At 65.4% G+C, this 26,853-nt stretch carries 21 protein-coding genes; 12 read left to right on the forward strand and 9 right to left on the reverse strand.

The window, feature by feature from the left end; genetic code table 11:
- Nucleotides 1-14: 14 nt before the first annotated feature.
- From capA to P3W85_RS12750, 4 genes are all read left to right on the forward strand, one after another.
- Nucleotides 15-2,126: a caprolactamase subunit alpha gene (gene capA, locus P3W85_RS12735; protein WP_276265041.1), complete on the forward strand. Its 2,112-nt coding sequence runs from the start codon at nt 15-17 to the stop codon at nt 2,124-2,126.
- Nucleotides 2,116-3,546, forward strand: coding sequence for an aldehyde dehydrogenase family protein (locus P3W85_RS12740; protein WP_017227820.1), 1,431 nt, complete (start codon nt 2,116-2,118; stop codon nt 3,544-3,546). The genes capA and P3W85_RS12740 overlap by 11 nt, the downstream gene beginning before the upstream one ends.
- Before the next feature lie 200 nt (nt 3,547-3,746).
- Complete coding sequence (gabP, locus tag P3W85_RS12745) at nt 3,747-5,129, forward strand: GABA permease (protein WP_276265042.1); 1,383 nt, start codon at nt 3,747-3,749, stop codon at nt 5,127-5,129.
- A 206-nt stretch (nt 5,130-5,335) separates the two neighbouring features.
- Nucleotides 5,336-6,727, forward strand: a complete 1,392-nt coding sequence (locus P3W85_RS12750; protein ID WP_017227822.1) for a PLP-dependent aminotransferase family protein — start codon at nt 5,336-5,338, stop codon at nt 6,725-6,727.
- Nucleotides 6,728-6,841: 114 nt separating this feature from the next.
- Here P3W85_RS12750 and P3W85_RS12755 read toward each other — a convergent pair whose 3' ends face one another.
- From P3W85_RS12755 to P3W85_RS12770, 4 genes are all read right to left on the reverse strand, one after another.
- Nucleotides 6,842-7,957, reverse strand: coding sequence for a CaiB/BaiF CoA transferase family protein (locus P3W85_RS12755; RefSeq protein ID WP_276265043.1), 1,116 nt, complete (start codon nt 7,955-7,957; stop codon nt 6,842-6,844).
- A 17-nt stretch (nt 7,958-7,974) separates the two neighbouring features.
- Entirely contained in the window at nt 7,975-8,958 is a 984-nt protein-coding gene (locus P3W85_RS12760; protein ID WP_276265044.1) for a tripartite tricarboxylate transporter substrate binding protein, read from the reverse strand.
- Between the two features lie 72 nt (nt 8,959-9,030).
- Nucleotides 9,031-10,203, reverse strand: coding sequence for an acyl-CoA dehydrogenase family protein (locus tag P3W85_RS12765; protein ID WP_017227825.1), 1,173 nt, complete (start codon nt 10,201-10,203; stop codon nt 9,031-9,033).
- Nucleotides 10,204-10,213: 10 nt separating this feature from the next.
- The gene (locus P3W85_RS12770) at nt 10,214-11,767 is read right to left on the reverse strand and encodes an AMP-binding protein (RefSeq protein ID WP_276265045.1); all 1,554 of its coding nucleotides are present in this window, start codon (nt 11,765-11,767) and stop codon (nt 10,214-10,216) included.
- Between the two features lie 99 nt (nt 11,768-11,866).
- Between P3W85_RS12770 and P3W85_RS12775 the strand changes: the two genes are divergently transcribed.
- Nucleotides 11,867-12,757, forward strand: coding sequence for a LysR family transcriptional regulator (locus P3W85_RS12775; RefSeq protein ID WP_017227827.1), 891 nt, complete (start codon nt 11,867-11,869; stop codon nt 12,755-12,757).
- Between the two features lie 185 nt (nt 12,758-12,942).
- Complete coding sequence (locus P3W85_RS12780; RefSeq protein ID WP_276265046.1) at nt 12,943-13,716, forward strand: arylamine N-acetyltransferase family protein; 774 nt, start codon at nt 12,943-12,945, stop codon at nt 13,714-13,716.
- A gap of 31 nt (nt 13,717-13,747) precedes the next feature.
- Here P3W85_RS12780 and P3W85_RS12785 read toward each other — a convergent pair whose 3' ends face one another.
- A complete protein-coding gene (locus tag P3W85_RS12785; RefSeq protein ID WP_017227829.1) occupies nt 13,748-13,873 on the reverse strand; it encodes a hypothetical protein in 126 nt (41 codons plus the stop codon).
- A 16-nt stretch (nt 13,874-13,889) separates the two neighbouring features.
- Nucleotides 13,890-14,177, reverse strand: a complete 288-nt coding sequence (locus P3W85_RS12790) for a DUF6881 domain-containing protein (RefSeq protein WP_017227830.1) — start codon at nt 14,175-14,177, stop codon at nt 13,890-13,892.
- Between the two features lie 337 nt (nt 14,178-14,514).
- Here P3W85_RS12790 and P3W85_RS12795 point away from each other — a divergent pair, with 337 nt between their 5' ends.
- Complete coding sequence (locus P3W85_RS12795; protein WP_276265047.1) at nt 14,515-15,855, forward strand: hypothetical protein; 1,341 nt, start codon at nt 14,515-14,517, stop codon at nt 15,853-15,855.
- Nucleotides 15,856-15,919: 64 nt separating this feature from the next.
- Here P3W85_RS12795 and P3W85_RS12800 read toward each other — a convergent pair whose 3' ends face one another.
- Together P3W85_RS12800 and P3W85_RS12805 are read right to left on the reverse strand one after the other, a co-directional pair.
- Entirely contained in the window at nt 15,920-18,394 is a 2,475-nt protein-coding gene (locus P3W85_RS12800) for an ankyrin repeat domain-containing protein (RefSeq protein ID WP_276265048.1), read from the reverse strand.
- Nucleotides 18,395-18,529: 135 nt separating this feature from the next.
- Nucleotides 18,530-20,110: a hypothetical protein gene (locus P3W85_RS12805; RefSeq protein ID WP_276265049.1), complete on the reverse strand. Its 1,581-nt coding sequence runs from the start codon at nt 20,108-20,110 to the stop codon at nt 18,530-18,532.
- A gap of 553 nt (nt 20,111-20,663) precedes the next feature.
- On the opposite strand from P3W85_RS12805, the gene P3W85_RS12810 reads away from it, so the two are divergent.
- The 3 genes from P3W85_RS12810 to P3W85_RS12820 all read left to right on the forward strand — a co-directional run bounded on the left by P3W85_RS12810 (nt 20,664) and on the right by P3W85_RS12820 (nt 24,170).
- The gene (locus P3W85_RS12810) at nt 20,664-21,716 is read left to right on the forward strand and encodes a phytoene/squalene synthase family protein (protein ID WP_276265050.1); all 1,053 of its coding nucleotides are present in this window, start codon (nt 20,664-20,666) and stop codon (nt 21,714-21,716) included.
- 163 nt (nt 21,717-21,879) lie between these two features.
- Entirely contained in the window at nt 21,880-22,803 is a 924-nt protein-coding gene (locus tag P3W85_RS12815; protein WP_276265051.1) for a LysR substrate-binding domain-containing protein, read from the forward strand.
- A 116-nt stretch (nt 22,804-22,919) separates the two neighbouring features.
- Complete coding sequence (locus P3W85_RS12820; protein ID WP_276265052.1) at nt 22,920-24,170, forward strand: MFS transporter; 1,251 nt, start codon at nt 22,920-22,922, stop codon at nt 24,168-24,170.
- Between the two features lie 142 nt (nt 24,171-24,312).
- Here P3W85_RS12820 and chrA read toward each other — a convergent pair whose 3' ends face one another.
- Nucleotides 24,313-25,515 (reverse strand): chromate efflux transporter, encoded by a 1,203-nt coding sequence (chrA, locus tag P3W85_RS12825; protein ID WP_276265053.1) that lies wholly within the window; start codon nt 25,513-25,515, stop codon nt 24,313-24,315.
- Nucleotides 25,516-25,896: 381 nt separating this feature from the next.
- Here chrA and P3W85_RS12830 point away from each other — a divergent pair, with 381 nt between their 5' ends.
- Both P3W85_RS12830 and P3W85_RS12835 read left to right on the forward strand, forming a co-directional pair.
- Nucleotides 25,897-26,169 (forward strand): metal/formaldehyde-sensitive transcriptional repressor, encoded by a 273-nt coding sequence (locus P3W85_RS12830; RefSeq protein WP_017227838.1) that lies wholly within the window; start codon nt 25,897-25,899, stop codon nt 26,167-26,169.
- A gap of 157 nt (nt 26,170-26,326) precedes the next feature.
- On the forward strand, nt 26,327-26,824 hold the full coding sequence (locus P3W85_RS12835) for a GyrI-like domain-containing protein (RefSeq protein WP_017227839.1): 498 nt from the start codon (nt 26,327-26,329) through the stop codon (nt 26,822-26,824).
- Nucleotides 26,825-26,853 lie beyond the last annotated feature (29 nt).

A 26,853-nucleotide genomic window follows, 5' to 3' on the forward strand; every position in this document is an offset into this window, starting at 1 on the left:
AAAGGGGAAAAGACATGAACAGCAAGCAATTTCGCCTGGGCATAGATGCGGGCGGCACCTTCACGGATTTTGTGCTGGCCGATGGCAACGGCGGCATCCATTTGTTCAAGGCGACTTCCACCCCGGAAGATGGCACCCGCGCCATTGCCGACGGACTCGGCCAGATCTCGGAAGCGCTCGACAAGCCGGTGAGCCAGATCCTGTCCAGTCTCGACCTGTGCGTGAATGGCACCACCGTGGCCTTGAACGCGCTGATCCAGCACAGGGGGGTAAAGACAGGGCTGATCTGTACTGCCGGTCATGAGGACTCGCTGGAGATCCGGCTTGGGCACAAGGAGGAAGGGCATCGCTACGATGCCAGGTACCCGCCGGCAAGAATGCTGGTGGAGCGCCGCCTGCGGCGCCCGATCAGGGAACGCGTGCTGTCCGATGGCACGATCCACACGCCCCTGAACGAAGACGATGTACGGGCTGCCTGCGCGTTGTTCCGGGCCGAAGGGGTCCAGGCAGTCGCGGTGTCCTTCGTCTGGTCAGTGGCAAACGAAGTGCATGAGCGGCGCGCCGCCGAGATTGTGCGCACCATGCTGCCGGATGCCTACGTCTCGGTCGGACTGGAGGTCTTTCCTCAGATGCGCGAGTACACGCGAACCTCCACCACCGTGGTGAATGCCTATCTTGGTCCGGTGCTGGCACGCTATGTCAACAGGATCGAGCGGTTCTACGTCGAGAATGGCGTCGGATCGCCGGTTCGCTTCTATCAGTCCAATGGCGGCATGGCATCGAGCGACGCCATCGTTTCCCGGCCTGTCAACGCCATCAATTCCGGTCCCGCCTCCGCCCCGCTCGCCGGGCTCTTCGTGGCCAGGCCGTTTGGCTACAAGGACCTGATCACCGTCGATATGGGCGGCACATCGTTCGACATCACCCTGACCAAGGGAGGCATCACAAACATCAACAAGGATATCGATTTCCTCCGCTACCGCATCGGTACGCCGATGGTGCAGGTCGAGACACTGGGCGCGGGTGGAGGATCGATTGCGTGGATCGACGCGATGGGCTTGCTCAAGGTCGGCCCACAGAGCGCCTCCGCAGTGCCTGGACCGGCCTGTTATATGCGCGGCGGCACCGCGGCCACCGTCACCGACGCCAATGTCGTGCTGGGCTACCTGAATCCCGAATCGCTGCTGGGCGGGCGCGTGCCGATCAACGGCGCGGCATCGAGGGCCGCCATTGCCAAGGACATCGCGGAGCCGCTTGGAATCAGCGTTGAGAAGGCGGCATATGGCATTGTCAGCATCGTCAATGTCAATATGATCAACGGCATCCGGCGCGTCTCCATCGAGCGCGGCTATGATCCTCGTGATTTCGTTCTGATCGCTGCCGGCGGCGCAACCTCGCTGCACATCGCCGGGCTTGCCCGGGAGATCGGCGTCAGGACGGTTCTGGTGTCGAAGCTGGCATCGGGTCTGTGCGCCTTCGGCCAGTTGCTGTCCGATCTCAAGTACAACTATATGGCAGCCTGCCCGATGCGCATCGAACCGCACTCCAACCTTGGCCGGGTCCAGCGGCAATTCGAACAACTGGAGGCCGAGGCAATTGCCGCGCTAGGCAAGGAAGGCTTCCCGCGTGACAGAATCCGTGTCGAGCGTCATCTCGATATGCGCTACTGCGGCCAGGCCCATGAGTGCTCCGTCAGCATCGGGGAACTCCATGTCGGCCGCGAAACAATCGGCCGGATTCGCGAGCTGTTCGACGCTCGGCACAAACAGCTGTTCACCTATGCCGAGCCGGAAAGCCAGGTCGAGATCGTCAATGTCGAGAGCACGGTGTACGGCATGCTCGAGCAACCGCCGGCCTTATGCCTGCAACCCGGCTCCGGCGACATCGAGCGGGCCGTCAAGGCCCGCAGGAACATGATCTTTGGCCGTGGACAGGGCATCGAGGAAATCGCTTCGCCCATCTACGATGGCACCATGCTCGGCGCCGGCGACGTGGTGTGCGGCCCCGCCGTGATCGAAGAAGTCACCACGTCGATCGTATTGCCGCCGGACTGGTCGGCCCGCCTGGATGCGAGCGGCGTGTACGTCCTGACCGATACCCAGCGCGCAGAAAAAAATGAACGCTAACTATATCGCCGGCGAATGGATGGGCGCGAACGGCAGCGTCGAGAATATCAACCCATCCGATTGCAGTGACATGATCGGCGAATATGCCCAGGCCAGCACGGAGCAGACAAGCATCGCCGTCCACGCCGCCAGTCAGGCGCTCGGCGCCTGGCGCGAGACCGGGCCGCAGGCACGTGCGGACATGCTTGAACGCATCGGCGCGGAGTTGGCCGCGCGCAGGGAGGAACTCGGCACCCTCCTCTCCAGGGAGGAGGGCAAGACACTTGCCGAGGGCATTGGCGAAGTGGCGCGGGCAGCAGCCATATTCAAGTTCTACGCGGGCGAGGTGTTCAGGATCCGTGGCGAACGGATGGACTCCGTTCGCCCTGGGCTCGCCGTCGAGGTCACCAGGGAGCCGGTTGGCGTGATTGGCATCATCACACCGTGGAATTTCCCCATGGCCATTCCCGCCTGGAAGATCGCACCTGCCCTCGCCTACGGGAACTGTGTGATCTTCAAGCCGGCGGAACTGGTACCCGGCAGCGCATGGGCGCTGGCGGAGATCATCAGCAGGGCCGGCCTGCCGGCGGGCGTGTTCAATCTGGTGATGGGCAAGGGCAGTGTCGTCGGTCAGGCCATGCTGGAGAACCCGGACGTGGCGGCCATCAGTTTCACCGGATCCGAGAAGGTCGGCCGCCACGTGATTGCCACCGCCACCGCGCGCATGGCAAAGGTGCAGGTGGAAATGGGAGGCAAGAATCCCCTGGTGGTACTGGATGACGCGGAGCTCGACGCCGCTGTGGATTGCGCGTTGCAGGGAGCCTTCCATTCCACCGGGCAGCGATGCACGGCCTCCAGTCGCCTGATCGTCGAGCGGGGAATCCATTCGCGCTTTGTCTCGCGTCTGGTACAGCGCACGCAGGCGCTGCGCGTTGGCCATGCACTGCATGCGCAGACCCAGATCGGACCGGTCGTGGACGCCTCCCAGCTCGGACAGGATCTCGCCTATATCCAGATCGGGAAAGATGCGGGTGCCCGCTTGCTGTGTGGCGGCGAACGCCTGCCACTGCGTCACGATGGTTTCTACCTGCAGCCCGCCCTGTTCGCGGATGTCGTGCCCGAGATGCGCATCGCGCGTGAAGAGATCTTCGGTCCGGTCGCCTGCGTTCTTGTGGCGGACAGCTACGAGCACGCGTTGGCACTGGCAAACGATACGCCGTACGGACTGAGCAGCGGGATTTGCACTCAGTCGCTGAAGCACGCCACTGATTTCAAGCGCCGCGCACAAGCGGGCATGGTCATGGTGAATACGCCCACCGCGGGTGTCGACTACCATGTGCCGTTTGGTGGCAGAAAGGGATCAAGCTACGGCTCGCGGGAACAGGGCAGCCACGCTGCCGAGTTCTTCACCACCGTCAAGACATCCTACACCGCGTCGTAAGCGCCCTGGCGCCGCCACGTTGCGGCCGCACTACCTGGGCTGGGAGGCCGGCACAGAGACAGGCAGCAGACGAAGGTGGGGATCGAACCCGCCGGACCGGTGCGCCATCGTTGCACGCGCGTATTCCCAACACGCGTATTCGATCGCCCGGGCCGGGATACATACAGCCGGTCAAGAAGACCGGAGAAGCAGGAGACACCATGAAAAATACATCCAGCAGCCTGTCGCCCGGGCTAAAGCAGCGCCACATCACCATGCTATCGATCGCTGGCGTGATCGGGGCCGGGCTGTTCGTCGGTTCCGGCCATGCCATCGCCAAAGCCGGCCCCGCCGTATTGATCGCCTATGCCATTGCGGGCTTGCTCGTGGTACTGGTCATGCGCATGCTGGGCGAGATGGCAGTGGCGTCGCCCGATACAGGCTCCTTCTCCACCTACGCCGACCGCGCCATCGGCCACTGGGCCGGGTTCAGCATTGGATGGCTCTACTGGTGGTTCTGGGTACTGGTTATCCCGCTGGAGGCAACCGCGGCTGCCACCATTCTGCACACCTGGTTTCCTGGCATAGCCATGTGGATCTTCGCTTTCGGCATCACGCTGGTGCTGACCGCGGCCAATCTGTGCAGCGTCAAGAACTACGGCGAATTCGAGTTCTGGTTCGCCCTGACGAAGGTACTCGCCATCGTTGCCTTCCTGGCGCTCGGCGGTGCGGCCGTCCTGGGCATCCTGCCCGGCAGCGGGGTCTCCGGCGCATCGCGGCTATTCGACAGCGCCAGCTTCATGCCGCATGGCTTCGGCGCTGTGCTCGCGGCCATGCTGACCACCATGTTTACCTTCCTTGGCACCGAGATCGTCACCATCGCCGCGGCCGAATCGTCGGAGCCCAAGCGACAGATCATCAGGGCAACCAACTCCGTGATATGGCGCATCACGCTGTTCTATCTCGGCTCCGTCTTCCTGGTAACCGCGCTGGTGCCCTGGAACGATCCGCTGTTGCCCAGCCACGGCTCCTACCAGCGCACGCTCGAGCTGATCGGCGTGCCGCACGCGAAAGGCATCATCGACGTGATCGTGCTGGTGTCGGTGGCTAGCTGCCTCAACTCCGCCCTCTACACCGCTTCGCGCATGCTTTACTCGCTCTCAAGCCGGGGGGATGCGCCCAGGGCAATGTCGCGCACCAATGGGCAAGGCACGCCCGTGATGGCAGTGCTGGGCTCCACTGCCGTTGGCTTTCTTGCTGTGGTCGCCAACTACGTCGTGCCGGATCAGGTGTTTGCCACGCTGCTGGCATCCTCAGGGACGATTGCGCTGCTTGTGTATCTCGTGGTGGCCATCGCGCAGTTGCGCATGCGCTACAAGTTGATCGATGCAGGGCAGCAGCTGGATTTCCGCATGTGGATGTTCCCATGGCTGACCTGGGCTGTGATCCTGTTTATCTGCATGGTGCTGGTGCTGATGGTGATTCGCCCGGATCACCGCCTGGAAGTGGGTGCGACCGGGGTCCTTGCCTTCCTGGTGGCCACCGCCGGCATGCTGCGCGGCGTGCGCGCCGCGCAGTTGCGCACGCGCGTGGCGAGTAGCTGAGCCTGCATGGCATAGCCGGTAAACACCTGCGGCCCGCCGTTCCCGGTGAGCGCGAGGCCGCGCCTCGAACCGCACCGACTGAGCGGTTTCAGGGCTCGCAACCGTCTTTTCCAGCCACGCGTTTCTCCCTCCCGGCGCCTCGATCCCCGCGGCGGGATACCGCGCGCTGGTATGCTTCCGTCAAGTAAAAGAACTTAGGAGGCGTCATGTTTTTCCTGGATGCAGGTTCCTCAAAGCCGCTGGTACAGCAGATCGTGGAGCACTTCCAAACGCTGATCACCGAGGGAAAGTTTCACTCCGGCATGAAGATCCCGTCCATTCGGAGTTTCGCGGAATCGCACGGTGTCAGCGTGTCCACCGTCGTCGATGCCTATGATCGGCTTGTGGCAGAGGGCCTCCTGATCCCTCGCCAGAATGCCGGCTTCTATGTGCGCAGCTTCCAGCATGGCCAGTATCTTGCGCCCGAGGCCGGCAACCTGGCGAACGTCCGTTTTGATTCGCTCTGGATGCTGCGCCGCATATGGGAGAACCGGTCTGTGGAAATCAATCCAGGCTGCGGATGGATGCCGGAGAGCTGGATGGATGATGATAGCCTGCGCCGCAATATGCGCAATGTGTCAAACCACTCGAGCGGTTCGATGACCGGCTACGGGACACCGAAGGGCTATCTCCCGTTGCGGTGGAAGATTTCCGACTGGCTGAACGAGGATGAGATCTTCTGCCCGCCGGAACAACTGCTGATGACCAATGGCGCCGCGCACGCCCTGGGCCTTCTGACCCAATACCTGCTGGCCCGCGGCGACACCGTGCTGGTGGACGAGCCCGGCTACAGCCTGCTGCTATTCCACCTCAAGCGGCTCGGCGTGAATATCGTCGGCGTGCCATGGACTGCGCAAGGCCCCGATCCCGTGGCGATGGAACAACTGCTGAAGCAATATAAGGTGAAGGTATTCTTTACCAACCCTCGCCTGCATAACCCGACCGGCGCGTCATACACCACGGCCACCGCGCATAAGACCCTGCAACTCGCGGATCGCCATGACTTCCTGATCGTCGAAGACGATGTCTGCTCCGATCTCGACGCCAGCACGCGCCGCTCCCTGGCCAGCATGGATCAGCTCGAACGCGTGATCTATGTCAGCAGCTTCTCCAAAACCATCTCCCCCAGCCTGCGCGTCGGCTATATTGCCGCGCATCCGGATCTGGTTGAAGATCTGACCCAGTTCAAGATCATGACCGGGTTGACGAGTTCGGAGGTCGAGGAGCGCATTGCCTATCAGATTCTCACCGACGGCCGTCACCGGAAGTACCTGAAAGGCCTGCGGGATAAGCTCGTGCAGGCGCAAGACGACACGCGGCGCAGGTTGCAGCAGGCAGGCATGCTGCTATTCAACCAGGCTCACGAAGGCATGTTCGTCTGGGCCCGCCATCCCCGCCATGCCGACGCGCACGAGCTATCGAACCAGGCACTCAACCACGACATATGCTTGGCGCCGGGCCATCTGTTCGTACACGACAAGCAGGTATCGCCGTGGCTGCGCTTCAATGTCGGCTACTGCGCGAGCGACAAGCTCTATGAATTCCTTGCCGCCGCATAAGGAGCGCAGGCGCGGCAGGCAGCGCGATCCATTCCAGCGGCCTATCCCTGAGCGGCTGCGACAGCACCGGGAGAAGCGCGCCCGATAACCGCGCAGCCGGGATTCACCGCGCCTTCAGCCGGCTTCGCCGGACACCGTGCCGTACTCCCCCAACGCCGGCACGCCATCGTCGCTTTGCGGCAAGCCAAGGGAGAACCTGACCGGGAAGCCGAGCGCGATGGCCCCCTCCTCCGGCAACGGGCGGATCATGCTTCTCGCCAGTACGTGCGGGTCGGCAAACAGTTCCCGCGCGCTCAGCGAAGGGGAGAAGGGAATGTCCAGCGGCGCGAAGACTTCGCTCCACTCCGCCAGCGTCCGGGTCAGGAAGATGCCGGCCAGCAGTCCATGCACTTCCGGCTTGTGCTGCTGGCGCCCGGGCCGCGAGGAGAAGCGGCCATCGCGCAGCCCGGGGAAATCCGCGCCGAGCGCTTCGCACAGGTTCACCCAGAACTTGGTCTCGAGGATACCCATGGCAAGGTGACGGCCGTCGCGGGTTTCGAAGATGTCGTTCTCCGGCATGACCGTCGGCGAGGCAAGCGGGCGCTCCGCGAAGTCGCGCGCGGCCCATGCGCCATGCGCCGTCCAGGACAGGATGGCGTCGTGAATGGAGACATCCAGGTGCTGCCCGCGGCCGTTCTGCCGCGCGCTCATCACCGCCACGGCCAGCGCCAGCGCCGCGTAGCCGGAGGCCGCGTAGTCGGAGATGCGGGCGCGCGGGCGCGAGACCTTGTCCTCGACCTGGACCGGCACGGACCAGTAGCCGGCCAGCGCGAGATAGTTCAGGTCGTGGCCCGCATGGTCCGCGTAGGGCCCGGTCTGGCCGAATCCCGAGATGGAACACAGCACGATAGCCGGGTTGATCTCGGCAAGCGCGTCAAAACCCAGGCCAAGCCTGTGCATGACGCCGGGGCGGAATCCCTCCACGACGGCGTCGGCGTCCCGCACGAGGTCCAGGAATGCCGCGCGGCCTTCTTTCGATTTCAGGTCGAACGCACAGGAGCGCTTGCCGCGATTGAACTGCGCGAACACGGCTGGCCCCAGTTGGCGGGAGGTATCCCCTACCCCCGGCTGTTCCACCTTGACGACCTCCGCGCCAAGTTGCAGAAGCAGCGCGGTGGCGTGCGGGCCGGGCAGCAACTGGCTGACATCGATGATCTTGACATCCTTCAGGCACGACCACTCCGGTTTCATGATCTTTCTCCGGTGGTTCAGCCAAGGTCGCCGCTCATGCCGATCGCGCGGATCAACTGCCCGTAGCGGGCGGTATCGGCAACGACGATGCCGTTGAACTGGGCGGGAGAAGCGCTGCGGCGCAACTCTCCGGCACTGGCTTTGATCTGGGCATCGAGGCGGCCGGCAGCCTGCATTTCGGTGACGGCGGCAAAGAGCCGCTGGGTCAGGTCGGCGGGGAAATGCGCGGGCGCGAACAGGCCGCTCCAGTTGTCGATGACGAAGCCCGGCGGCAGGGCCTCGGTGAACGTCGGTAGCGCCGGGAAAAAGGTGGAGCGCTCGGCTGACGACACCGCCAGCGCCCGGATCTGGCCATTGCGCAGGTACTGGCTGGCCGTGCCCAGCACGGGCATGCCGAACTGGGTCTGGCCGCTCAGCATGGACGTGATGATTTCGGTGGCCCCCTTGTAGGGGATATGGACCGCCTGGGTACCTGTCTGATGCAGCATGGCCTCGACCGCCAGATGCGCGATGCTGCCCTTGCCACCCGATCCGTAGTTGAGCTTGCCGGGGGCATGCTTCATTGCCGCGATCAGGTCGCCCGCTGTCTTGTAGGGCGCGTCCACGGGCACCACGAGCGCGGTCGGTCCGCCGGAGATTGCGGCGATGGAGGTGAAGTCGCGTGCGGGATCGTACGGCATGTTGCGATACATGTGCACGTTGATGACGTGCGTATTCGCGAGAATGCCAAGCGTGTATCCGTCCGGCGCGGCGCGCTTGAGCGCGTTCGCGCCGATGATGCCGCCGGCGCCCGGCATGTTCTCGACGACGAGCGGCTGGCCCAGCCTGGCGCCCAGTTCAGCCGACAGTGCCCTGGCGATATTGTCGGGCGCGCTGCCCGCCATGAATGGGACGATCAGGCGGATGGGGCGGTTCGGAAAGGGCGCGGCGGCGCGCAGCGGGGTCCATATGCTGCTCAACGCGGCCGCGCTGGCGGTGGCAAGCCAGGATCGGCGGTTCATGGGAAGTCTCCGTTTTGTCGCATGCGCAGTGGTACTGCGCCGGTGGTATCGAGGATCAGAGGCGGCGTGCGTTCACCGCATGGGTTCGAGGATCGCGCGGGCAATGGTGTTGCGCTGGATCTCGCTGGTCCCGGTGAAGATGCGGAACATGCGCAGCTTGCGGAAGGTCTGCTCGACCGGGTGGCCGCGGGTCACGCCGACGTTGCCGTGGATCTGCACCGCCTTGTCGGCCACCTCGAAACAGCGCTCGGAAACGAACAGCTTGCATGCCGCCGCCTTCATGCGCAGGTCGGCGCCGCTATCCGCCAGCAGGGCGGTCTGCGCGATCATGCTCTCGCAAGCCCACAACGCGGCGGCCATATCCGCGAGCATGTGCTGGATGGCCTGGAAGCGCGCGATGGGTCCGCCGAATTGCCTGCGGGTGCCGGCGTATTCGAGCGAGGCTTCATACACCTTCGTCGCCAGCCCCAGCATGCTGGGGCAGTGCAGCAGCCGGTTGACGTTGATGCGCGACATGCCGAGCTTGAAGCCGTTGCCCTCGCCGCCAAAGATATTGGCGCGCGGCACCCGCACGTTGGCGAACTCGATGTCGGCATCGATGTGCTGGCCCGACATCGGCACGTAGTCGGTGCTGACCTTGACGCCGGGCAGGTCCAGGTCGATCAGCACCGCCGTGATGGCCGGCGGCGAGGCGGCCGCGTCGGTGACGCACATGACGATGGCGAAATCGGCAAACGGCGCGCCGCTGATGTAGTGCTTGCGGCCGTTGACGACCAGCTCGTCGCCATCGGCCACCGCCGTGGTGGCGATGCTCTGGGCGTCGGAACCCGAATGCGGCTCGGTCAGGGCGAAGCAGGTCGATTTCTCGCCCCGGATCACCGGCTGGAAATAGCGCGCGAGCTGCGCGGGGGTGGCGTACTTGAGCATATTGCCAACGCGCGGCGGACCGCCCAGATCCCCCAGCACGTGGGGCGCCAGCACGGCGCCGCTGGCGGCCAGGTCCGCCTTCAGCGCGCATTGCTCGGCAATGTTCAGGCCCTTGCCGCCGAGCTCGGCCGGCAGGCAGGCGGCATAAAGCCCCAGCTCGCTGGAGCGGCGCCAGACGCCGCGCAGCACCTCCCTGGGCCAGGCGTCTTCCGAGCCGAGGCCGAGTTCCTTCTCCAGCGGCAGCAGTTCCTCGTCGATATAGCGGCGGATGGCAGCGCGGGTCTCGACCAGCACGGGGTTGGTCAGATGATCGAACATGGCTTTCTCCTCAATTGACGCGGCGGGCAACACCCTGCCAGTACGGCTCGCGCACGAGCTTGCGGGCCAGCTTGCCGCTGGCGTTCTTGGGCAGCTCGCCGACGAAGTCGACGGAGCGCGGCGACTTGTAGTCGGCAATCCGTGCGCGGCAATGCGCGATCAGGTCCGTGGCGCTGGCCTGGCGTCCGGGCCTGAGCGCCACCACCGCCTTGACGCTTTCGCCCCAGGTGTCGTCAGGCACGCTGATCACGCAGGCTTCCATCACGTCGGGATGTTGGTACAAGGCCGCCTCCACCTCCGTCGGGTACACATTGAAGCCGCCGGAAATGATCATGTCCTTCTTGCGGTCGACCAGGTAGATATAGCCCTCCTCGTCGACCCGGGCCAGGTCCCCGGTGCGCAGCCAGCCGTCGACGAGCGCCTCGCGCGTCAGTGCCGGCTCGCCCCAATAGCCCTGGAACACGTCCTCGCCGCGGATGACCAGTTCGCCGATGTCGTCTCCTGTCACTTCCCGGCCCTGCTCGTCGACGACGCACACCTCGGTCTCCCCGAGCGCGCGCCCGCACGAGGCCAGCCGCTCGGGCCGGTGCGCCAGCGCCTCGGCATGATCGGCGGTCGACAGCCGGGTCACGCCCGAGGTGGACTCGCTGGCGCCATAGCCTTGCGACAGGACCGGGCCGATGCGCTCCCATGCCTCGCGGATGCGCGCCGGCGCCATGGGCGCGGCGCCGTAGGCAAGCGTCTTGAGGCTGCTCAGGTCGGCGCTGGCCAGCGTCGGTTCCGACAGCAGCATATTGATCATGGCGGGCACCATGAACACATGGGTGATACGCAGGCGGGCCACCTCCGCCAGGAAATGCGCAGGCTCGAATTTGTCGAACAGCACCAGCGTGGCGCCGGTATAGAGATACGGCTGCATCAGCATGCCCGAGGCGTGGGTGACCGGCCCGATCAGGGCCAGGCGGTCGCCCGGCCGGGCCGGCTTGTCCATGCTGAGCAACATCTTGCGCAACGCTGCCAGCCGGTTGCCATAGCTCTGCATGGCCGCCTTGATCCTGCCCGTGGAGCCGGAGGAAAAATGCAGTACGGCGAGATCGCCGGGGGCTGGCGTGACATCGGGCAATGCCGTGCCGGCACCGGCCAGCATCGCCTCGTAGTCGGCATAGCCCGCTGCCGGCCCGCCGATGGCGATAAAGGCCTCGACCGAGCCGAAGCCGGCGCTCGCCGGCGAATAGCCGGTGTAGCCCGGCCCGGCGATCATGACGCGCGGCGTGCAGTTCTCCATCACGTCCGATGCCTCCGCCCCGGTAAAGCGCGGGTTCAGCGCTGCCTTGACCAGCCCGGCCTTGTACAAGGCGCATTCGACCTCAACCAGTTCGGTACGGTTGCGCGACTGGATCGCCACGCGGTCGCCCTTGGCCAGGCCGAGGCCCAGCAGGGCATTGGCCAGCCGGGTCGAGCGCTCGTCCAGCTGGCGATAGGTCAGGACACGATCCTGATAAAGCACTGCGGCGTGATCGCCCCAGTACCGTGCGGCACGGCGGAGGAAGAAAGCGAAGCCCATTTGTGTCTCCATGGATGTTCTGGGCCCCAGTCTGTAAGATGCAGGGCATCACTACAATGCAGCAACGGCTATAAAGACATAGCCAACAGGAATGTCCGGATGGAGACAAGAGACCTTGAATACGTGCTGGCCGTCAGCACCCACGGCGGCATCGGACGCGCCGCCGAGACCCTGGGCATCAGCCAGCCGGCCCTGAGCAAGGCGGTGCAACGCGTAGAGGCGCAGATCGGCCTTCCGCTGTTCGAGCGCACGGCCAACGGGATGACGCCGACGCAGGCCGGCACGCAGTTCATCGAACGCGCCCGCCGGATCCGCCTCGAATACGAAGATGCACTCAAGGAGATGCAGGGCATGCGCACCGGGGAACAAGGCGTCCTGCGCCTGGGCTATTCCCCCTCCATTCCCAATCCGCTCGTGCTGGATGCCTGCCGCCGCCTGATCAAGGAACGGCCGGTGGCCAGGCTTCGCCTGCGCAGGCGCCTGGCGCGCGAACTGATGGACCTGCTCCTGGCAGGTGAGCTGGACCTGGTCATCGCGCCGGTGCCGGGCCAGCAGGCGAGCGAGTTCGCGGTAGAGGAAATGTTCGACGACCGGCTCGTGGTCGTGGCCGATGAAACCCATCCGCTGCATCGCCAGCGCGAAGTGAGGCTGGCGGACCTGACCGGCCAGGAATGGCTGTTGCCCGGGGCGCATATCCTGTTGCGGCAGCAGCTCGACGCCGCCTTTCGCAAGCAGGGACTCGTAGCGCCGGCGCCGCGGATCGAAACCGATTTTGGCAGCTTCTCGCTCTTTCACCTCATGCGGGGCACGCAGATGCTGAGCATATCGGGCGCAAACACCAAGGCGATGCCAGCCGGATTGCGGGCGCTGAATATCGGTCTTGACCAGTTGGACCTGCGCCGGCGCGTGGGCGTGATCTCCCGGGCCGGCGCCTACCTGTCGCCGCTGGCGCAGCGAATGACCGCGCTGCTGCGGGAGCAGAGCCGCTGATGCATGGCTGCGGGCGCTCCGCTTACCCCCATGACAGCCGCCCTGATCCGCGAGAACAGCATGCCATCGGGCGAATCTGTTACGTAACAGATTCGCCCTTCCTGTATATAGGCAGGCCGTGACCGCGATGCCATCATTGGCGCCAGCTCACCATTCACCACCCACTTACCAGACACAATCGCAGCATGGAAGCCCAGAACTTTACTTTGCGGAAATACTTCGACCGGATCGGTTTTCAAGGATCCGGCGAGCCGGATATGGAAACCGTCGCCGGGATGATGCGGTGTCAGATTTTCACGGTGCCCTTCGAGAACCTCGACGTACAGGCGAAGAAGGCTGTCTCCCTGGTCCCGGAGGAGATCGTCGGGAAAATCCTGGACCGGCAACGGGGCGGCTATTGCTACGAGGTGAACGGCATCTTCGCGATGGCACTGCAGGCGCTGGGCATTCCCTATCAGTTCGTTGCGGCCAGGCCCATGTTCTACCCGGTCAAACGGCCCAAGACGCATATGGCGCTCGTGCTGACGGTGAACAGCCAGCGCTGGCTGTGCGACCTGGGCTTCGGCAGCTATGGGATCCGGGCGCCGATGCGGCTGGATCAGATCGACGTGGAGGTAAGACAGGATGGCGATACCTTCATGCTGAGCCGGACGGACGCCGGGGAGTACCTGCTGAAGGCGCTGGTCGACGGCGAATGGACCAACCAGTATGCATTCGACCTCTCCGCACAGGAATGGATCGACTTCGTACCGGCAAATTACCTGAACTCAACGCATCCGGATGCGATTTTCGTGCAGAAGCTGCTGATCGTCCTGCACAACCCGGAAGGCCGGAAGATCCTCCTCGGCGACACGCTGAAGACCGTGGCCAATGGCAAGACCACGGTGCAGGCCATTCGTCCGGATGAGCGTGTTGCCGTCTTGTTCCGCGAGTTCGGGCTGGAGGCCGCGGCAGCCTGAGGTGCCGGCGGGCGCCCAGCGGCCAGGGCGGTCACGGATGGCAGCGGCCCGCGGGCGCGCTCGCCGCGCGCTTTCCGAACAGCAGGATTTCATCCGCAACCACCTGGCGCAGCGTTGCCGGCCCCGATGGCATCGGTACGAACACGCTGTCGGCCATGCCGGCCGGAGAGCCTTCAATGTCTCGCCGGGCAGGCATATTGCAGCCAGAGCGCCTCGAAGATCTCGCAGGTGATCGCCACGCCGTCGAATTCCGGGTCCGCGTTGATCTCGTCGAGATAGGGCACGGGCACGATTCCGAGACTGGTATTTTCCGTTTTCAGGTATGCACTCGCGAAACCCACGTCTCCGTTCGCGAAGAATTCCAGTTTCCGCGTTTCGTAGCGTTCGCCGTCAAGCTCCGACACGAGGCGAACCGGCTCCGACGACAACTCGTGCGTCCAGGCGACATCGATGTATTCCACGGAGCCTCCGTTCAGGTTAATGCATGCCGGTCCAACGCAAAAAGCGGGCACTTCGCTAGCGGCGCGGCTGCCAGCGCGACAGGGTTGGCCGCAGCCAGTCGTGGAACCGGCCCGCCGCTGCGCTCCTTGCCGTTGCATCCCGATAGACGAGATAGTATGCCAGTTGCCCCTGGTGACGGACCGATCCATTGCACCGGACGCATCGCCTGCTGATTCGGCGGGATCGACGCATTCAGACCGCCGATGCACTAGAATCCCGCACTCCGCCCCCCTCTGTCCGACGACATTGGCGGCCCGCTTCGCTTATTGCGAGGCATGCCAAACCATGGCTTGATCGATGCGCAGGTCCAAGGCTTATATGCGTGCATTGCTATTGTTGCTGATCGCACCCGTGCTGTGCGCCCTCCAGGCGGGTATGGCGGCAGAGTGCCGGCCCGGCCCCGGCGCCCCCCCCGTCGACACGCCGTACAACGGGTATCAGCCCACGGGCTACAAGGGCGCGCTGGAGCGCGACGCGCTCTGGTTCCGGTCCGTCGCCACCGTCAGGCAGGCGGACGCCTCGACGCGGTATGTCCTGAAGCGCCAATCCGCGGCGCGCCGGCAGCGGTACGAATCCATCGAGCCCGTCATGCTCGGCGGCAACACCTTCGGCTTTGCCGCATACCGGGACGGCTGCGGCACGCTGCTCAATGCCGATGGTGCGTCGCTGGGCGTGGCGCCGTTCAATGGTATCGAGACTGACTATCCCACCGAAGGCATGCCGGAGCGCGGCGCACGTTTCAAGCTATCGTTTTCCGACGGCACGGACAGCGACTACGCCTACGTCATGTTCGTCAACGGACGCATGCGCGCCATGTCCCCGCACCACTATGTCTCGAGCTATTCGTATAGAGACGTCAAGACCTCGGGCGTCATCCCGCCTCATCTGCGGATAGTGGCGACCGCGTCCACCGGCGCGTTGGGCGTACTCGATATGGCTACGCTGCAGGAGGTGCTGATGCCAGAGTGGCTCGGCATCGGCGCGCTGAGCGATGCGTCGGTCCTTACCCCGGACGGCCACGCCGTCACCACTTATCTGGTGGCGGCCGGCAGTGCGGGACTGCGTCTGCACACGCTCGGCGGCAAGGCGATAGCGCTGCCCCGATTCGATCAGGCGCGCCTGGTCTACGACTGGTTCTCCTCCCCGGACGAACGTGGTCTGCCCAACCCGGCCGTCATCGAGACCATCGACACCACGGCCAGAACCTGCCGGATCTATACCGTGAGCCTGAAACCACTGCTGGACGATGCCATACCGCTACCCAGCCGGGGAACATGCCTTGCCCGCAGCCGGCCGGCCGGGCCTTATTTCATGTTTTCCGACAAGAGCGGAAAGACCCAGGTCTATCGCAAGGAATTCGCCGGCAGCGAGGGCAAGCTGGTCAGGACGGCAACCGATGTCGACGGCGAATTCACCTACGGGTTCCGCACCGGCGTGATGGTGCTCAAGAGCACCCGGACCGGTACCGCATCGTATCGGCTCGTGGATGCGCAAGGCGAGACGCTTGGCGGCATGCCCCTTTCGGGCTTCCGCGATCTGGGCTGCGGTTTCGTCCAGGTTCAGCGCGAAGGGAAATGGTGGTCCCTGCGTGAAGATGGTCAGCTGTCGCCTGAACTAGGCTATCCGTTCAGCTGCTGACGAGGGCATCTTCAGATCCATGCGGATAGCCGGGCGCGAAAACGCAAGGCTGAATGAGCGATCTTCAGCGAACGGCGACGCTCGCGGCAGCGCGCCGCGCCAGCTCGTCGGCACGAACGCCGGCAAAGGGCCAGGCGCGCGCGGTCATGCTCATGTCGCAGTTGCCGGCCTTGGCGGCACCCTGCATGACATGGCGGACCGCAGCCGCCATGTCCGGACTGATAGCCTTGCCGGCATTGCCCAGCTGCCACGACAGCACATCCGCCACGGCCATGCCGCAGCGCTGCGGGTCGCGGTACAGCGCGGCGTCGTGCTCAAGCAGCATCTTCACCTTGGATGACTGGTCCAGCTGCATCATGATCACCAGCGGCAGCGCGTCGTTCTGGTCCACGCCGTTGATGCGCATGCCGCTGTCGCTGCGGTCGGTCTGGTCGGCACCCGCCTTCAGCCACGCCAGGTACAGGTCATCCGGCAGCCATGGCGCGCTCAGTGGCGCGATCGCGTTGTCCTTCAGGCCTCGCGGACTGTTCTGGTATTTCAGGCTGACGCCGGCGGCAACCATCCGCTCGGCCACGGCACGCGCGCTGGCGCGCAGACCGTCCCAGGCAGGACTATCCTTGCTGGCTGCCGCGCGCGACTCCATGTCGCTCCACATACGCAGCAGAGCCGACAGCGGCTCGCTGGTGAGCGGCGCCGCCGGCTTGCCCGAAGCCTGCACCAGACGGTCCACCAGCGCTGGCTGCAAGTAGCGCGCGGACAAGCTCAGTGCCTCGTCCAGCCCGTTGCGCGCCACGGCGTCCCTGCCACCATAGCCGCCAACCGAAGGGTCCGCGCCACGATCCAGCACAAAGGCCACGCGCTCCGGAATGGCAAGGGCCACGCCCGGTTTCAGCTCGCTGCTCGACTCGCGCAGCGCATCGAGCAGCGGCGTTTCCCACATGACGCGGTTTCCATAAATGAGCCAGATGTAGGCCGCGTTGATGTCGGCGCCCTTGGCCAGCAGCTGATCCGCAAACCAGCGCGTGCGGAAGTTGCTGATGGCCGCGTGCAGCACGGTGCGGCCCTTCTCGTCATGCGTGCGGGGATCAGCGCCGTGGGAGAGCAGGTACTCCAGCGTGGCGCGATCGTCCCCGTAGTAGGACGTGCGCCACATCAGCAAGGGTGTGCCGTTGTAGTCAGGCGCCTCGATCGACGCGCCCGCCGCCAGCAGCATATCCGCGATGGCATAGCGCTGCGCCAGGGGGCGCGTATCGCGCCCGTCCGGCATGGCGCCCGCCAGCATGGCCCGGCGCGGGCCCGGTCCGTCAGCCTTGGCGCCCGCGGCCAGCAAGGTGCGGACGATGTCTTCCTGCTTGTGGTACACCGCCGCGCCAAGCGCCGGCACGCCATGCTCGTTGACCCCGTCCGGATCCTGGCCGCGCGATAGCTGCGCGCGCACCGCGTCCAGATCGCCGGCCTTGATCGCCTGGAAAATCTCCAGCCGCGGCCGGCATGTGGCCGGGGTCAGCTGCTTCTCGTCCAGCGCGGTGCCGATACGGGCCGCCACGTTGGACGGGATGGCATGGTTCGACGCCAGCCGCAGGCTGCAGTACTGGCGGTAGTCCTCACGCGCCAGCGCCAGGTAGTAGTCGCGCTTTTCCGTGTTGCGCTCGCGCTCGCGTTGCTGCCAGCGCGCGTCCGCGCGGTTCAGGTAGGCGGCGATGCGCGACGGGTCCCGGCGCAGCACCTCGCCCAGGATCAGGTCGGCCTGGGCGGCATCGCCGGTCTCGGCCAGCCAGAATCCATAGTCGTTCAGGGCGACCAGCGTGTCGGGGTATTCGCCCTTGGGATCGATCTCGCGGTAGTCCTGCTCCATGACGAAGGTGCGCAGCTGCGCCAGCGCGCGGGCGAATTCCGCGGTCTTTGCGCGGGGAATGGCACGCGCCGCCTGGTGCAGGGCCCGGAAGGTCGCCAGCGTATCGACCGGTGAACGCTGCACGAAACGCAGTTCGGCCGGCAAGGCCGTCAGGCGGCTCGGATAGCGCACCAGGGCTTTGCCCAGCGTGGCCATGGCCTGGGCCTGGCGTGCCGCGTCCCAGGGGCGCGTGCTGGTCACCGTCGCAGCGCCGGCGTCGGCGCGCACCGTGATGGCTTCGCCGGCGGGGTCAACCAGGTAGCCGTTCACCTGCTTGCCGTCGACATCGTTGTAGGTATAGGCCACCCAGTAGAAGGTCTCGTCGCCCCGGGGCGCGGTGACGGACACGTTTTCCTCGCGCGCCGGGCGCCATGCACCCGGGTCGATTGCCAGCGCCGGCGAGCGGAACGCCAGCGTGGACCTGCTGCCTTCGCGCAGGTAGCGATAGAAGAACAAGCGGTTCTCGACCTGGCCGACCAGCAGCGCATCGCGTGCGTTCTCGGTGCCCCACACACGCCGTTCCGGCTCGTTCAGGGGATAGCGGCTCAGGCGGATGGCTTCGATGGCCGCGCCGATATCATGCGCCAGCGCGGGACGCGGAATGCCTGCGGCGCAGGCAAGCGCCAGCGCCGCGGCGCCGAGCAATCGGGAAATCCGGGGAACGCGGCGGCCCTGGGAATGGGCGATGGAAGGAATTCGGAGCATCCGGGACTGAGCAGAGTGATAGGCGGGCCGATGATACCCTCCGCTCGCTCGTCAACGCCAGGGGCTGCTTACGGGCTATTCCCCCAGCCGATCCGCCCGTACGATGACGGGACCGATGAAGCTCAGCTTGCGCCGTGAGGCATTTGGCCCGTAGGGCTGCATCTTGAAGTGGGGCCGTCGCCAGTGGCTCCTCATCTCACGCATGCCGCTGCCCGTTGGTGCTTTGGGTGCCGCTGCCGGCTCCGCATCCAGCATCGCAGGGCCGACGACGTGACGGTCATACAACTGTTCAATCTCGGCGAGCCGGGCCGTACGTTTGCGTCCACCCAACCCTCTGAAGTTCCTCGGCGCATTCGTGTAGGCGCGGTCGTGCACGATATGCGCGTCACGGACGGTCAGATACAGCAGCATCTTGATCGCGTAAGCAAGCGCACCCCGCCAGTGTTGGCGTATTTCCTCGCTGTCTGCCATCGGTTCGCGGAACGCCTCATCCAGCAGTTCGCAGATCGTTCGCTCGGGCCGTTCAAGCGATAGCTGGATGGCATCCATCACGACGCTCCGGGTGGCGTCCGCAGTGTGCGCCCAGGTCACAAAACTGTATGAAGCATCTCCCTGGAAGATGACGATGGCCTCGTAGCTCCCCGGCGCGGCCCACATCGATGGCTCTGGAATGAGACAGAGCGTGTCGGCAGGCAGTGTTAGCGAGCCGATCGGTACGTCGTCTGCAATGTAGGCGGAACTCAGCAGGCGATGCAGCGCCTGGCTGGGCTCGTAGAACACGCCACCTCGAAGATCGAAGGCTTGCCATACGACGCTCTGCGACGCATGCAACGCCAATTCCGGAGCCGATCGCCCTCCCGATTCCGCTGGCAGAAGGCTCATGGCAAAGTTGCCCGTATGGCTTAGCAGGGACCTGATGTTCCGCGTGCGCATCGCCTCCGTGAGCGTCTCCCCATCCGTATGCGCATCCACCACCTGGCGAAACGTCTGCCATGCCGCCAGCGCCCCGGTCAGCCGATAGCGCACTGGTGCCGGCAAGCGTGCGTAGCGCGCCTCATTGGTCTGGATGCTCTTCTCCAATGCGGGGAGCAGCGCGCCGCGCATGACCGCCACAGTTCTGGCCAGCGCATCGGCGGCAGGATCGAGGGGCACGCCATGTGGCTCGGCCAATGGCGTGCGGCCGCGATGTTTCGCATAAGACTTCAGGAATGCCTTTTCGTGCCGAACGACGATGTGCAGGGCGGCGGGTTGCATTCGGGCCCGGTCGATCCAGGCAAAATGGAAGTAGATGCCGGACTTCAAGGTCATGGTCACGCCCGCCCTGGGTTGCCGCATGGTCAACCAATCGATCAGCCCGGGGCGAATGCCAGTCCAAATGTCGACGGCGAGCCGTTCGGTCTCGGCCTCGCTCCGCGCTTGCGAAGTGCCAGTCGTAACCCACATCGAAACGCCCGGCAGAATATCCCGGCAAAGGACCGGCTTCCCGTCGAGCGACCATGACGCCTGCAGCGCGAGTCTGACGAAATCAAACGTGCTGTGACCCGGGCCAGCCGGGATGTCGATACGCCCCCCCTCGCGAATCGCCAGGTCCGTGATGCCGAACGCTTGGCTACGGGCTTTCGGGGCAGGTTGATAACGGGCGTGCTTGTCGTGCATGGGCACTCTCCATCCGAGCCGATTCGCCGCCGCCTGCCGGCACGACTTCGACCTGCCTGGCAGCTTTCGCCTTGAGCAAGGCCTGCGATCGAATGACTGGATCCAGTACAACATCGTGTCACTAAAAACCGCCCGACGCGCTTCGTGACGTCGCGCATTGGGCATCCCAGATGGCAAATCATATAGAGGCAGCACACATCAATTCCCGAGAAAAATCTCGAAATTCGTAGGATATTTCGCAATGTCCGTGCCGAATGCAGCCAATCACATGCCTTTGGGGCAAGCGCCGGGATAGGCTGCGGTTCTCCGATGCCTGCCGTCGCCGTTGCCCCTTACGGTCCCTTGAACGAAGAGACAGGTGCTGGAAGTCAGGGTCTTGCGCCAAGACCGGAACGGCGGCAGCGGCAGCGAAGCCATTTCGCCAGGCCTTCGCGCGCGTCGAAGAAATCGGGGGGAGGATCGCACGCTACCAGGCAGCAGCCCTTTGCCGGATACAATGCGGCAGCGCCTGACCAGTCCAATGTCCAATACCGACCTGATCCCTGATCCATCCATGCACAATCCTGACCGGGCTTTTCTTCTGGGCCCGCTGCTGAAGGGGGTTTCGCGTTCCTTCTACCTCACCCTGCGGGTGCTGCCCGCCGGGATGCGCGATCCGATCGGCCTGGCGTATCTGCTGGCACGCGCTGCGGACACGATCGCGGACACCACGCTGATTCCGCCGGGGCTGCGGCTGGAGCTGCTCCTGTCCCTGCGCGGACAGGTCAATGGCGCTGCAGACGAAGGCGCGCTGGTGCGGCGCATGGCGGCGGAAGTGGCGGGGCAGCAGACGCAGTCGGATGAAAAGATCCTGCTCGAATCGCTCGGTCCCGCGCTGGCGGTGCTGTCCCAACTGAGCGAGCCGGACCAGGCCGCGGTACGCGAGATCGTGACGACCCTGACGGAAGGCATGGAATTCGACCTGCGTACGTTCCCGGACGAATCCTCCGGGCAACTCGTCGCGCTGCGCGAACCGGAGGAACTCGACCGGTACACCTACCTGGTCGCGGGATGCGTTGGGGAATTCTGGACCAGGATGACCTACGCGCACATGCCAGGCACCCTCAAAGGCGAGCCCGCTTCGATGCTGCGCCGTGGCGTGCGATTCGGCAAGGCGCTGCAGATGACCAATGTCCTGCGGGATTGCGGCAAGGACCTGCGTATCGGCCGCTGCTACCTTCCGGCCGCGATGCTGGACCGGTTCGACCTGACTCCGCAAGACCTGCTGCTGCCGGCGACGTCCCGCCGCGCGCAACCGCTGCTGTTCGAACTGCTCCGGACGACGCTGGAACACTACCGCCAGGCGCTGGCATACACGCTCGCGATCCCCGCGGGCGCCATCCGGCTGCGGCTGGCCTGCCTGTGGCCGATCCTCATCGGCCTGGAGACGCTGCTGCTGCTGGTCCACAACGACGGCTGGCTGGATCCGGCCGAGGTCTCCAAGGTACGGCGCGGCAAGGTGTACCGGATCCTGGCGTGTTCCGTACCGCTGGCGGCATCCGACAAACTGCTTCGCACCTGGGTTGAGCGGCTGATGGGGCGAATCGAAGCGCGGCTGCAAGGCTGACACAGCCCGTACCGGCAGCGCGCGCCCCAGGCTTGCGGCACGCAGGCAAAACAGCGATACACTTTCCGTTCGTGCGGCTCGGCGGCGTCCGCTCCGGGCGCCGCCCTTTGCGCCGCGATGCAGCACGGTCCCCCGAATGCCGTGCTGCCGCCAGGAATGTGCCATGCCGCTTCGTCTTCCCCCGCTTTCGTCTCTGCGCTTCTTCGAAGCGGCCGGGAGGCATCAGAGTTTCAAGCTTGCCGCCGCGGAACTGAACGTAACGCCAAGCGCGGTGAGCCACGGGATCGTCGGGCTGGAACAGGCGCTGGGCGTCGAGCTGTTCATGCGCGAGCCGCGCGGGCTTACGCTGACGCCGGAGGGCGCGGACTACCTGTCCTACATTGCCGAGGCGTTCTCCCTGATCGCCATCGGCACGCAGCGCCTGCCGGACAATCGCGCGGATCGCGCCATCGCCGTGAGCTGCGCGCCCACCGTCGCATCCCGCTGGCTGCTGCCGCGCCTGCATGGTTTCTGCCAGCGCTGGCCAAAACTCAATGTCAGCGTCGACACCTCGCAGCGGCAGGTCGGCTTTCCCGTCGATGGCTTCGATTTCGCCATCCGGATGAGCCGGGCCCCGGTCGCCGGCGCGGCATGGACCCGTTTGTTCGGCGAACGGCTGGTGCCGGTGTGCAGCCCGGCCTACCGCGACACCTTGGCCGATCCGGCAGGAAACGTCGATCTGCGGCGGGCGACGCTCATCCATGTCAGCCCCGCCAGCGAGGATTGGCAGGCCTGGCTGGATGGCACCGGCACGGCCGGCATCGAGCCGTCGGGAGGCTTGCGCTTCGATACGATCCAGCTGGCGTTCGAGGCGGCCGCCGCAGGCCTTGGCGTGGCACTGGGCAGGCGTCCGCTGGTCGACCGCGACCTGGCTGCGGGGACCTTGGTCGAAGCCAGCCCGAAGGCCATGGCCGCTGAAACCGCCTACTGGCTGGTGAGTTCCGAGGCCGCGGACCACCGGCCCAGCCTGCTCGGCTTCAAACGGTGGCTGCTGAAGGAGGCCAAGTGCTTCGGTACCGCCGCCGGGCCGGGGACCACGGCCGGCTAGACAGTTTTCCGCTGCCTCAAGATCACAGGTGAGAAATTCTCACCTGCCGTCAAAATCTTCTCCTTTGCCGCGCAAGCCGCCCGCTGCCACCATGGGTGTCCAGGAGGGCAAGGTTGATGTCGACGGCAAACAGCAGGCATGTTGTATCTTTGAAGAACCAGGCGGCATGGGTTGTCGTGTCGGGGACGCTCATCCTGAGTGCCGCGATGGGGATCCGGCAGACCTTCGGGCTGTTTATCGGGCCATTCTCCTTCGACCGCGGCATGCCGGTCACCCAGGTCGCCTTCGCGATCGCGCTCCACAATCTTGTCTGGGGATTCGCCCAGCCTTTCGCGGGCGCCGCGGCGGACCGCCATGGCTCCGCGCCAGTGGTCGCCTTTGGCGGAACCACCTTTGCCGCCGGCCTGGCCCTGGCGGCACTGGCGCCGTCGGGCGCCATGCTGGTGGTCGGCATGGGCCTGCTGGTCGGCATCGGGGTCAGCTGCACGACCTTCGGCGTGGTGCTGCCGGCGGTCGGGCGCCTGGCTTCCCCGGAGAAACGCAGCATGGCGATGGGCCTGGCAAGCGCGGGCGGGTCGCTGGGACAGGTCCTCGTCGTTCCCCTGACGCAGACGATCCGGGAAACGTCGGGCGTCTCCACCTCTCTGCTCGTACTCGCGTTCCTGATGCTGGCCGCGGCGCCGCTGGGAATCGTCCTGGACCGCCGGAACCCGGGCGGCGCGCCATCGCGGGAGCCGCCGGCGCCTTCCCTGAGAGCGGTGCTGTCCCAGGCGTGCCGGCACCCCGGCTACCGCCTTCTCACCGTTGCTTTCTTCGTTTGCGGATTCCAGCTGGCCTTTATCGCAACCTATCTGCCCGGCTACCTGTTCCTCTGCCATATGCCCGCGGGACTGGGCGCAACGGCGCTGGCCCTGATCGGCCTGTTCAACATGGCGGGAAGCTGGGCCTGCGGCTGGCTGGGAGGACGCTTCCGCCAGCAAACCGTGCTGGGCTGGCTTTACCTGATCCGGGGCATCGCCATCGGGGTCTTTTTCCTGTTGCCGAAGACGGTGGGCTCGGTCGTCGTCTTCGCCGCCGTGATGGGCCTGACCTGGCTGGGAACCGTGCCGCTGACGAGCGGGCTGGTGGCGAAGGTGTTCGGCACGCGGCACCTGGGGACGCTGTTCGGGGTCTGCTTTCTCAGCCATCAGGTCGGCTCGTTCCTGGGGGCCTGGCTGGGCGGCTTCGTCTTCGACGCGACCGGCTCCTATACCCTGCTGTGGGGCGCCACGGCGGTTGCCGGGCTGCTGGCGGCCATGCTGCACTTTCCCATCAACGATACGGTGGCAGAAAATCCGGCCCGCCAGCGCGGGCCGGCACGCACATGAGCGCGATCGCCGCCGGCGCGGCCGGTCCAGCCCCCCCAAGCGCTGATGCTCGGGCCATGCCGATGCGGACATGGTTGCCGTGCTGAAGGCCATCGAGGCGCGGAGCAGGGCTCAGGGGCGATGCGCACGCCTTGCCGCCCGGTCACACCAGGCTCAAGCCCCACCCGATGACGCCGCTGGCGACGACCACCGCCCACGGCGGGAGCTTCCAGAACATCAGGGCGACCAGGGCCACGAGCGCCAGCCCGAAGTCCGCCGGCCGGTGGATGGCGCTGGTCCACACAGGCTGATAGAGCGCGGCGAGCAGCAGGCCCACCACGGCCGCATTCACGCCAAGCAGCGCGGCTTGCGTGTGCACGCTGCGGCGCAGCTTTTCCCAGAACGGGAGTGCGCCGGCCACCAGCAGGAACGACGGCGCAAAGATGGCAACCAGGCAGATCAGGCCGCCGGCCCAGCCCGTTGGCGTGTTGTTCATGGCGGCCCCGAGAAACGCCGCGAACGTGAACAAGGGGCCGGGCACGGCCTGGGTGGCGCCATAGCCGGCCAGGAACGCTTCGTTGCTCACCCAGCCGGTGGGCACGACGGCGGCCTGCAGCAGCGGCAGTACGACGTGGCCGCCGCCGAACACCAGCGATCCCGCACGGTAGAAGGCATCGAACATGGCAACGGCACGGCTCGGCACCAGCTGCGCCAGAACCGGCAGGCCGAGCAGCAAGCCAAAGAACACCGTCAGCAAGACCACCCCGGCGCGATGGCCGACCCGGATCGCCAGCGGCTCGTGCACCGCCGCCTGCGCGGGCTTGAACAGCACCAGGCCCGCGATGCCGGCCGCGGCGATCACGCCGACCTGCGCCCACGCCGACGGCACCATCAGGACCACGCAGGCCGCGATAGCCATGATGGTGACGCGAAGCGGGTCCGGGCAGAGGTTCCTGGCCATGCCCCAGACCGCTTGCGCGACCACCGCCACGGCAACCACCTTCAGGCCATGCAGCGCGCCGGGCGCGATGACGCCGCCGAAGCCCGACAGGCTCAGCGCGAACAGGATCAGGGCGCAGGCCGACGGCAGGGTAAAGCCCGCCCATGCCGCGAGCGCCCCGGCGTAGCCCGAGCGGGACAAGCCCAGGGCCATCCCCACCTGGCTGCTGGCAGGCCCTGGCAGGAACTGGCAAAGCGCCACCAGGTCCGCGTAGCTGCTCTCCGAGAGCCAGCGGCGGCGGCTGACAAACTCTTCGCGAAAGTATCCCAGGTGCGCCACGGGGCCGCCAAAGGAAGTGAGCCCAAGACGCAGGAAAATGAGGAAGACTGCCCAGGGATTACGGTCGTCGGTTGGGGCGTTGGTCATGCGATCGTCTTTGCGTTGCGTCTTTGCAAGTAGCGGCAATGGCTGCCGGCTATGGTCGGGATTCGATCCCGAAGCCGATTATGCTGTAAAAGCCGTGACGCAGAGATGATGCACCTCGTCATCGTGGCTGCGGTGCCCATGCCCCAGACGCAGGCGGGCATTGAATTCGCGCGGCTCCGGAAACGCTTGCTCCGACTCGACGGACCCATCGCGCTGAATGAAGGCGGAGCGCTGACGGCCGCTGTCCGCGCGCTCCGTCTCAACGCTCATCCCGCCGGCGCTCGAGGCGTAGCCTTGGCGGCGCCGTCAATACTGACTCCCGGCATGGATATGCTACCCTCCGGCTCAGTGATTCCGGCAACAAGACGAGGCAAGGGGGATATGGCACACACTGTTCGAGACAAGGCCAAGCTGCTGGCGCGGGTCAGGCGGATACACGGGCAAACCGCCGCGCTGGAGAGGCTGCTCGACAGCGAGACGGATTGCACCGCGGTGCTTCAGCAGATCGCTGCCATCCGCGGCGCGGTGAACGGCCTGATGGCCGCCGTCATCGAAGGGCATCTGGTCGACCATGTGGTGAAGGAAGCGGAACCGGAACAACGGCAGCAAGACCTGGACGTGGTGCTCCAGGTCATCAAGTCTTACCTGAAATAGCCGCCTGGCCAGGTAGTGACGCCTGGCGGCATGCGCCAGGCAGCGGAACGCTGGCAGTTGCCAGCAGGCGGGGCGGGATCCCGATCCGGATCGCGCCAGCGCCGGTGCCGGCGCGGAATCATCTGACTCGCAAAGAGAGCATCCGGAGACTTCAAGCATGACAGAACCCACGTTGACCGATCTGCCCGCGCCCCGCTTCGAAACCGGCCGGTCTCTGCTGATAGCGGGATTCAGCGGGCGCTTCACCATTGAGACCAACGGCGGCATTCCCGCCCTCTGGCAATCGTTTATCCCGCATATCGGCAAGGTGCCGGGCCAGGTGAGCAACGTTACCTATGGCGTTTGCTGCAACCCCGATGGCAATGGCGGCTTTGAATACATCGCCGGGGTGGAGGTGCGCAGCCTGGCAGGCCTCGATGCGGCATTTCGCTGCATCGAGATATCTCCGCAGCGCTACGCCGTGTTCGAGCATGCAGGCCCGCTCTCCACCCTTCCTCGGACGTGCATGCGTATCTGGAACGAGTGGCTGCCGGCGTCGGGCATGGTGTCGGCGTTTGCGCCTGATTTCGAGCGCTACAGTGAGGATTTTGATCCTGCGGCGGGGACTGGGGTGTTGGAAGTCTGGCTGCCGGTTAGGGAGCGGGGATGTGTTTAGGATTCGGGCGTGGGTGGGTTGAGACAGGT

The organism is Cupriavidus basilensis (assembly GCF_029335485.1).
Classification (GTDB): Bacteria; Pseudomonadota; Gammaproteobacteria; order Burkholderiales; family Burkholderiaceae; genus Cupriavidus; species Cupriavidus basilensis_E.

Bases quoted from the DNA above. Each gene is read 5' to 3' on its own strand.
- capA (WP_276265041.1), top strand. From the start codon at position 15: ATGAACAGCAAGCAATTTCGCCTGGGCATAGATGCGGGCGGCACCTTC.
- P3W85_RS12740 (WP_017227820.1), top strand. From the start codon at position 2,116: ATGAACGCTAACTATATCGCCGGCGAATGGATGGGCGCGAACGGCAGC.
- gabP (WP_276265042.1), top strand. From the start codon at position 3,747: ATGAAAAATACATCCAGCAGCCTGTCGCCCGGGCTAAAGCAGCGCCAC.
- P3W85_RS12750 (WP_017227822.1), top strand. From the start codon at position 5,336: ATGTTTTTCCTGGATGCAGGTTCCTCAAAGCCGCTGGTACAGCAGATC.
- P3W85_RS12755 (WP_276265043.1), bottom strand. From the start codon at position 7,957: ATGAAACCGGAGTGGTCGTGCCTGAAGGATGTCAAGATCATCGATGTC.
- P3W85_RS12760 (WP_276265044.1), bottom strand. From the start codon at position 8,958: ATGAACCGCCGATCCTGGCTTGCCACCGCCAGCGCGGCCGCGTTGAGC.
- P3W85_RS12765 (WP_017227825.1), bottom strand. From the start codon at position 10,203: ATGTTCGATCATCTGACCAACCCCGTGCTGGTCGAGACCCGCGCTGCC.
- P3W85_RS12770 (WP_276265045.1), bottom strand. From the start codon at position 11,767: ATGGGCTTCGCTTTCTTCCTCCGCCGTGCCGCACGGTACTGGGGCGAT.
- P3W85_RS12775 (WP_017227827.1), top strand. From the start codon at position 11,867: ATGGAGACAAGAGACCTTGAATACGTGCTGGCCGTCAGCACCCACGGC.
- P3W85_RS12780 (WP_276265046.1), top strand. From the start codon at position 12,943: ATGGAAGCCCAGAACTTTACTTTGCGGAAATACTTCGACCGGATCGGT.
- P3W85_RS12785 (WP_017227829.1), bottom strand. From the start codon at position 13,873: ATGGCCGACAGCGTGTTCGTACCGATGCCATCGGGGCCGGCAACGCTG.
- P3W85_RS12795 (WP_276265047.1), top strand. From the start codon at position 14,515: ATGCGCAGGTCCAAGGCTTATATGCGTGCATTGCTATTGTTGCTGATC.
- P3W85_RS12805 (WP_276265049.1), bottom strand. From the start codon at position 20,110: ATGCACGACAAGCACGCCCGTTATCAACCTGCCCCGAAAGCCCGTAGC.
- P3W85_RS12810 (WP_276265050.1), top strand. From the start codon at position 20,664: ATGCACAATCCTGACCGGGCTTTTCTTCTGGGCCCGCTGCTGAAGGGG.
- P3W85_RS12815 (WP_276265051.1), top strand. From the start codon at position 21,880: ATGCCGCTTCGTCTTCCCCCGCTTTCGTCTCTGCGCTTCTTCGAAGCG.
- P3W85_RS12820 (WP_276265052.1), top strand. From the start codon at position 22,920: ATGTCGACGGCAAACAGCAGGCATGTTGTATCTTTGAAGAACCAGGCG.
- chrA (WP_276265053.1), bottom strand. From the start codon at position 25,515: ATGACCAACGCCCCAACCGACGACCGTAATCCCTGGGCAGTCTTCCTC.
- P3W85_RS12830 (WP_017227838.1), top strand. From the start codon at position 25,897: ATGGCACACACTGTTCGAGACAAGGCCAAGCTGCTGGCGCGGGTCAGG.
- P3W85_RS12835 (WP_017227839.1), top strand. From the start codon at position 26,327: ATGACAGAACCCACGTTGACCGATCTGCCCGCGCCCCGCTTCGAAACC.